This is a genomic window from Bacillus sanguinis, from assembly GCF_018332475.1.
In the GTDB taxonomy this organism is placed as follows: Bacteria; Bacillota; Bacilli; order Bacillales; family Bacillaceae_G; genus Bacillus_A; species Bacillus_A sanguinis.
The window spans coordinates 1-275 of sequence record NZ_BOQB01000727.1; the positions used below are offsets into that span (position 1 = coordinate 1).

The window sequence follows — 275 nt, forward strand, 5'->3', positions numbered from 1 at the left end:
TTCCACGCCTGGTGGTGAGCACCGTACTATAGCTGCTTTGGTTATTGTCAGCCTTTGGCACTGACATTCAGGGATGAAACCAATGCAGCTAAGAATTACCAGTCGAAAAAAACTCACCGCTCTATTATGCGCTCTTGGGCTAATTTCCATCGTTGCAATTTATCCGCGTCAGACGGTGAATTTTTTCTATTCGGCAGCAGTTCAGATTACAGACTACATCCACTTCTACGGTTATCGCCCGGTTAAATCTTTCGCTATTCGTATTCCTGCCAGTT

1 protein-coding gene is annotated in these 275 nt (G+C 45.1%); it reads left to right on the forward strand.

Going from position 1 to position 275, the window contains the following annotated elements; translation table 11 throughout:
* Positions 1-82: 82 nt before the first annotated feature.
* Positions 83-275, forward strand: a 193-nt coding sequence (locus KI369_RS30180) for a hypothetical protein (RefSeq protein WP_212959089.1), incomplete at its 3' end; no start/stop codon positions are given.